We start from the raw sequence: 6,048 nt of genomic DNA, 5'->3' as shown, positions 1-6,048 counted from the left end.
CGGAAATCATCCTTTCAGTGGACTCAAAAACGACTTTATCACTTGCTTTTCTGAGCTTTTGTGTTCACCCTGGCCTTCGGACAGGGTTTATCACATGGCTTTTAAAAAATCTGCCATAATCCGAATGAATTCATCCGGATGCTCAAAGTGAATATCATGTCCGGATTTTATCGTTATCATCTCATTTCCTTTTATAAGGCGATGTACTTTTTCAGCATCCTCATCACTGTTCGCTGCATAAAGCACGCCATCTTTGCCATATTGCGTGGCCGCCTTAAGATAGACAGACGGACAACCAATTTTGGATAAAGTTTCTTCCTGATCAAACCCTTTAAACCATGAACCCGTATAAAAAGTCTCTGAAAAGTCCAGATCAAAGTCATCCAAATAAAGCGTGCCGTGAATCCATGGATAGGGTATGTACCATAATTTCAACGGTTCTCCCGGATGTTCCGCGCGATACTTCCTGGTGCTCGCCGCGACAACTTTTCTCAGATCACCAAACAACCCCCATAAATAACTGTTTTCCATATAGTACACTACATAATCCTCCGTAGCTGTTTGATTTTTAAAGTTGTGTACTATTTCAAAGCTTTCCCGCCATGCAAAAGCATTCTGCATTTCATGGGGCTCCACACAGAAAAAAGGCGGATCCTCTAAAACAATTCCCAATACATTTTCCGGTGCATTCGCGGCAATCCATGCCGCTAAAATCCCCCCGGAAGAATGACCTGATACCACGGATGGTTCGCCAATGACATTCTCAATAAACCAGACAAAATCCTGCCCCATTGCAATACCTGCATACTTTGAAGAATCATGGCTGGATTTTCCATGCCCATGACAGTCGATCGCGTATACGTGATAATACTTTGACAGCGCCGGAAGAACCCTTGAATAATCTTGCCATTCCATAGACTGCCCGTGGATTAACAGCAGGGATGGCCCATGATTCGGCCCTTCGGCATAATTCAGTACGGTTCCATCGCCGAGAGTTGCCTGTTTTTCTTTATAACCCGCACGATATGTTTCCTTTAAAGGGTTTTTATCATAATTCATATTCTGATAAGCATAAAGGCCAAGAGCGCTTATGCCAGCTATCATGATGACAGCAAGCATAAGCAGAAATACTTTATTTTTCATTCGATCTCCTACTCCGCTTTATCCTCGTCCTCCAACCTTCATCAATCCAAATTTATGCTTTACCTTCGGATGGATACCTATACCATCTTGGTCTTCCAATGCGCACGGTCTTCGCATCTTCCTTCACCCGGTCGTAGTTGCGCCGCTCTCCGGAAGCTTCAAGCCGAAAAATAGACCCGGCGACTGGTAGCGGTACCGAGTCGCCGGGTCTGAAAAAAAGGAGGATGGATGATGCGCAGTTCGGAGAGGCTGGTATCACTCTCCTAATGATGATAACGCTTGATCCCGGCTTTAGTTCCCGCGTCTTACGCTTCAAAATCCGTAACGCGATGACGGAGCCCGCCAGAGCCGCTATGAACCACCGCTGCGTCTCAGGAGAACGATACCATCAGGTCGCTTTCATTAATAACAATTAATGGACTGGCCCGCTCCCTCAATCGCAAATAAAGTAAGTTTCCGTATTATTTCTCATCATCCCGAGACAAGCCTTTTCATCCGATACATACGTGCAACAAAATGTGTTCATATATAAACACAGAATCCATTGACAATGAATTCCAAATGCCTTAAAATGGAAACAGAAGGAGTTGTGCCGAATGGATAACTCAAGAATTTAAAATAGATGGGAGGTAACTATGGTGAGTGCAACTTTCCGAAGGATTATCGCTCGGACCGCTTGGCTCCTGCAGTGGAACGCAAAAGGCGCACGTTGTTTTCGATCGGATCCTTGTCAAGAAAGGAGATGCTTTTTCCATGTTACTACCCATCCTGATTGGGGAAAAAAGAAAGGATGGATCGCGCTCTCCAGACAATTTTGAAGAGTTTGAGCTCCAACTGTTGCTCAGAGCCATCTCTTGCGAGGTCAGTAAGACCCACATCGGTCAATGCCCGTTCCGTGAGTACCTTCTGGTTTTCCCTGAAGAAAAACTGCAAGAAGTCATGAACCTGCTCGAACAGCACTTTACCGATTATGTAATTTATTTCGAGCAACCAAAATGATTCTAGGAAAAATAAATGCCAAAATACATAAGATTCCCTAAGGTATGGGTGAATGAGCGATCTTCACCCATGCCGCATGTGAGCATTGGAAACCCTTTCTCCACTGTGGATTCGGAATTTCACGCCAAGAAGGAGGTTTTCTACATTCATGCCTTTTTATTTACTACCCGTTCGTCAACTCCGGGATAGGATGTCGTTGATGATTTTGCGAAAAAGGAGTGACCCGACATGGCAGTCAATCTATTAGCGGAAGCGGAAAAAGAATTTAAAGCAAAAGTAGCCTTTGATCAATTCTTCAATACGTTGTACGGCCCGGATTCCGAATTCGCGCGGCTATCGGACGAAGAAAAAGTGGCCTTTTTGAACTCCCCCGATTTTCATAAAATAAAGGTAATGATGAACGAACTCGAAACCCTCGGCGCTCAAGGCTATTCCGGAAAGATCAACATTCGGATCCCGAAAACCCTCCACGCCCGGCTCGTAACCGAAGCGGAACTGGAAGGAACCAGCTTAAATCAGCTGATTGTGGCCAAATTATCCCGGCCCTTATAAAAGCGTTGTGATAAACCCCGTCCGAAGGTCGGGGTGAACACCAAACCTCAGAGAAGCAAGTCAAAGAATTGCATAATTACCTTAACAAGCCCTGTGGCCACAATATATAGTGCAAAGCCCGGATATAACAAAAGATTATTTTATAAATTCTGACTATCAATTTTGCTCAGGAATATCTTTCTTACAGAACGTATGTTTGATATAATTGAATCAAACAAACGTTCGGAGGGAAAAATCATGGCTACACAAGAACCAATAAATATACTGCAATTCCAAGAAAGATTTAATAGCGAAGAAGCTTGTCACCAATATCTTTTTGAACATAAATGGCCAAATGGCTTTGAATGTCCCAAATGCAAAAACAACCGGGCTTATGAAATAAAAACCCGTAAATTACCACTGTATGAATGCAGTGAATGTCGTCACCAAACAACAGTCAAAGCCGGAACAATTTTTGAAAAAGCTAGAAAAGATCTACGCACTTGGTTTTGGGCTATTTTCCTCATTGCTCATGATAAACGAGGCGTATCTGCTACTTTCCTTGCAGAAGAACTGCATATGAGTTATCAAACAGCCTGGCTCATGCAACATAAAATCCGCAAAGCCATGGGAGACCGGGATTCGACCTATTCATTAGCAGGGATTGTTGAGTTAGACGATGCTTTTTTCGGTGCTCCGACCGAAGGCGGTAAACGTGGCCGCGGTACGGAGCAAACCAAAGTATTGGCCGCGTTATCTCTCAATTCCCAAGGACATCCATTGTTTGTCAAATTTAAGGTTATTTCGAATCTCAAGTCAAAGACCATTATAGAATTTGCCAAAAATAATTTTGAATCCGGCTCAACGATATATAGTGATAACTATCATTCATACAGAAAATTATCAGCTAATCACTTTACTCATATTTTTAAACAATCCAATCACATTGTAAACCCTGACCATTTAAAATGGCTGCATACGATTATATCCAACGCTAAAGCCTTTATCGGAGGAACGTTTCACGGACTGGATTCCAAACACCTTCAAGCCTATCTAAATGAGTTTGGGTATCGATTTAATCGACGTAAACTTAAAAATCAACTCTTCAATCGTCTATTAAATTGTTGTTTGTTGGCTAAGCCAATTACTTATCCTGAGTTGGTTAGATAATCAGATTATAAATTATGCAATTCTCTCAAGGGATAAAGTCGTTTCAAATCCTTTGGTAAACGGATTCATTTGAAAGAGACTTTATCACATGGCTTCTAAATAGGAGTCCGCTTCGTCACCGGATTCGATGACCCAGACGGAAAGAATACGCGATGAGAACGAATCCAGTTGCCAGGGCCGCTACCTCTCGATGATATTCGACTGGAAACTTTCGATGATACAGTGGTCGTCCTGGCATCCGGCGAGCGCCTCGGCAAAATAATCCCCTCTTTTTTCATCTTCGATGAAACCCGATAGAATCAGCGTGATATGATGCCGGAATCTCATGAATTGCCGGTTGGAATCCAGGGTTACGATATAATCCAACAGCTTGAGTTGGAGCCTGGTCTCGAAATAGGATTCCAGGCAATGAATGATTTTCGATGGAGCCAGCTTGTTTTCACTGGTAACTACCGCGTGGATTCTCGTATAATACTTGTCGCGGTCCTTTACTTCCTTATCGGGCTGCCGCCGGGAATACGGCTTGGACCAGGTAATCTCCACGTCTTTGAACTTTAACTTGCTGATGGCCTTGATCCAGCGGTTCACATCCTTCTTGAAAAGCAGAATTCCGGCGATGATGACTGCCGTATTCAGCACGGGTGAAGTCAGAATGCTTTGATTCAGCTTCAGCCAGGCCGTCAGGATGCTTTGAAAAAACCCAAGCAAATACTCCAAAGCGATTCCTCCCTTGATTGGGGGTCCGCGCTAAATATTGCTCAAGTTCAAACCTCTTTGATTTACTTATTTTTCCAATCCATCTGAGTTAATTTTACCACTCTCCACACTAATTTGCAAATAGAATATGGCAACATTACAGGCTTGCCAAACCGCGCCGTTATGGGTTTCATAATGAAAGGAAAGTGTTATTATGGAAAAAATCAACCCTTATCCATACGCGAAGGAGCCTCATCCAAAATTGGAATATCTTCCATAGGAGCCCATTATCCCCATACCTCTTCCGCGATCTCTTTCACCCATTTGATCTTTGCCCATTGCTGTTCTTCCGTAAGGATATTCCCTTCCTCCGTGGAGGCGAAGCCGCATTGCGGACTCAAACAGAGCCGGTCCAGCGCAACATACTCGGCCGCTTCCTTGATTCTCTCTTTAATCAGCGTCTTATCCTCAAGCGCTCCGGTTTTTGAGGAGATCAGCCCCAGGACAACCGCTTTATTCTCGGGAACGTGACGCAGCGGGGCAAAACTGCCGCAACGATCGGTATCAAACTCAAGGTAATAAGCAGAAACATTTTCTTGGCCGAAGAGAACTTCGGCGATGGGATCGTAGCCGCCCGAGGCAGCCCAGGTGGAATGGTAATTTCCCCGGCAAACGTGGATGGTGACGATCAGATCCGGCGGACAGCCTTGAAGCGCCAGATTATTCAAGGAGACATCAGTTCCGCAAGCTCAGCCACGTTGGCCTCGCCATTCTGCCGCGCGGTCCAGTATCTCGGGCCCGGAAACCGCTTCGGGTCTGCGGTTTCCTTTCTTCCGGGATTTGGGGCAATCCTTAAATTATTATGAATTGTTATTGCACAACGGAACTTCGGGGCTTGGCGGTTCGTTTAAACCGGTAAATGGGGCTTTTCAGATGGAGGTACCGATGAGTTTAGTCGTTAATTTTCTCGGCGGCCCTGGAACAGGCAAAAGCATCATGGCTGCTGCCCTATACTACGAGCTCCAAAAGCTCGGCATCAGTTGCGGACTGGTGCCCGAATTTCCCCGGGATCTGCTTTTGGAGGACAATATGGTCGCCATCCAGGACCAGCTCTATGTATTTGCCAATCAGGCTCACCGCCAGGAAATCCTCCGCGGGAAGGTCGATGTGATCATCACCGATTCGCCCCTGATCCTTCAGGCGGTCTATAATGCCGAGACAACGAGCGATACGTTCAAAGCATTGGTCCTGGAACGGTTCAATAGTTTTGACAATCTGAACTTTTTCATTAAACGCTCCAATGACTACGATCAGGAAGAAAGGTTTCATAGCTTTTCCGAGGCTCAGCGGATCGATTCCGCGATATTGAAGGTATTTAAGAAAAACCGGATATCTCCATTCAAGATCATCCATCGCAATCATCCCATCGAAGCCATCGCCCATATGGTATGCGACTGGCCTCAGGGATACCGGAACCGGCCCAAGCGAAAAAAACAAGCGTGAGTCGGC

Annotated in this window: 6 protein-coding genes and 1 pseudogene; 4 read left to right on the top strand and 3 right to left on the bottom strand. The window is 45.0% G+C overall.

Annotation, left to right across the window (positions count from 1 at the left end):
- Nucleotides 1-90: 90 nt before the first annotated feature.
- Nucleotides 91-1,143, bottom strand: a complete 1,053-nt coding sequence (locus EDC14_RS04455; RefSeq protein ID WP_132012978.1) for an alpha/beta fold hydrolase — start codon at nt 1,141-1,143, stop codon at nt 91-93.
- Between the two features lie 642 nt (nt 1,144-1,785).
- Between EDC14_RS04455 and EDC14_RS04450 the strand changes: the two genes are divergently transcribed.
- From EDC14_RS04450 to EDC14_RS04440, 3 genes are all read left to right on the top strand, one after another.
- Nucleotides 1,786-2,142 carry a hypothetical protein gene (locus tag EDC14_RS04450; RefSeq protein ID WP_132012977.1) on the top strand — a complete coding sequence of 119 codons (357 nt, stop codon included), beginning with the start codon at nt 1,786-1,788 and terminating at the stop codon, nt 2,140-2,142.
- A gap of 228 nt (nt 2,143-2,370) precedes the next feature.
- On the top strand, nt 2,371-2,694 hold the full coding sequence (locus EDC14_RS04445; RefSeq protein WP_132012976.1) for a toxin-antitoxin system HicB family antitoxin: 324 nt from the start codon (nt 2,371-2,373) through the stop codon (nt 2,692-2,694).
- Nucleotides 2,695-2,931: 237 nt separating this feature from the next.
- Complete coding sequence (locus EDC14_RS04440) at nt 2,932-3,843, top strand: IS1595 family transposase (protein ID WP_132012975.1); 912 nt, start codon at nt 2,932-2,934, stop codon at nt 3,841-3,843.
- Between the two features lie 180 nt (nt 3,844-4,023).
- Here EDC14_RS04440 and EDC14_RS04435 read toward each other — a convergent pair whose 3' ends face one another.
- Together EDC14_RS04435 and EDC14_RS04430 are read right to left on the bottom strand one after the other, a co-directional pair.
- The gene (locus tag EDC14_RS04435) at nt 4,024-4,560 is read right to left on the bottom strand and encodes a hypothetical protein (protein ID WP_132012974.1); all 537 of its coding nucleotides are present in this window, start codon (nt 4,558-4,560) and stop codon (nt 4,024-4,026) included.
- 266 nt (nt 4,561-4,826) lie between these two features.
- Nucleotides 4,827-5,329 (bottom strand): annotated as a pseudogene (locus tag EDC14_RS04430) (uroporphyrinogen decarboxylase/cobalamine-independent methonine synthase family protein); the annotation flags it as partial.
- Nucleotides 5,330-5,484: 155 nt separating this feature from the next.
- Between EDC14_RS04430 and EDC14_RS04425 the strand changes: the two are divergent.
- Entirely contained in the window at nt 5,485-6,042 is a 558-nt protein-coding gene (locus EDC14_RS04425) for an AAA family ATPase (protein ID WP_165907788.1), read from the top strand.
- Nucleotides 6,043-6,048 lie beyond the last annotated feature (6 nt).

This window comes from Hydrogenispora ethanolica, from assembly GCF_004340685.1.
Lineage (GTDB): Bacteria > Bacillota > UBA4882 > UBA8346 > UBA8346 > Hydrogenispora > Hydrogenispora ethanolica.
This window is presented reverse-complemented; position numbering and strand designations above follow the sequence as displayed.

Bases quoted from the DNA above. Each gene is read 5' to 3' on its own strand.
- EDC14_RS04455 (WP_132012978.1), bottom strand. From the start codon at position 1,143: ATGAAAAATAAAGTATTTCTGCTTATGCTTGCTGTCATCATGATAGCT.
- EDC14_RS04440 (WP_132012975.1), top strand. From the start codon at position 2,932: ATGGCTACACAAGAACCAATAAATATACTGCAATTCCAAGAAAGATTT.
- EDC14_RS04425 (WP_165907788.1), top strand. From the start codon at position 5,485: ATGAGTTTAGTCGTTAATTTTCTCGGCGGCCCTGGAACAGGCAAAAGC.
- EDC14_RS04445 (WP_132012976.1), top strand. From the start codon at position 2,371: ATGGCAGTCAATCTATTAGCGGAAGCGGAAAAAGAATTTAAAGCAAAA.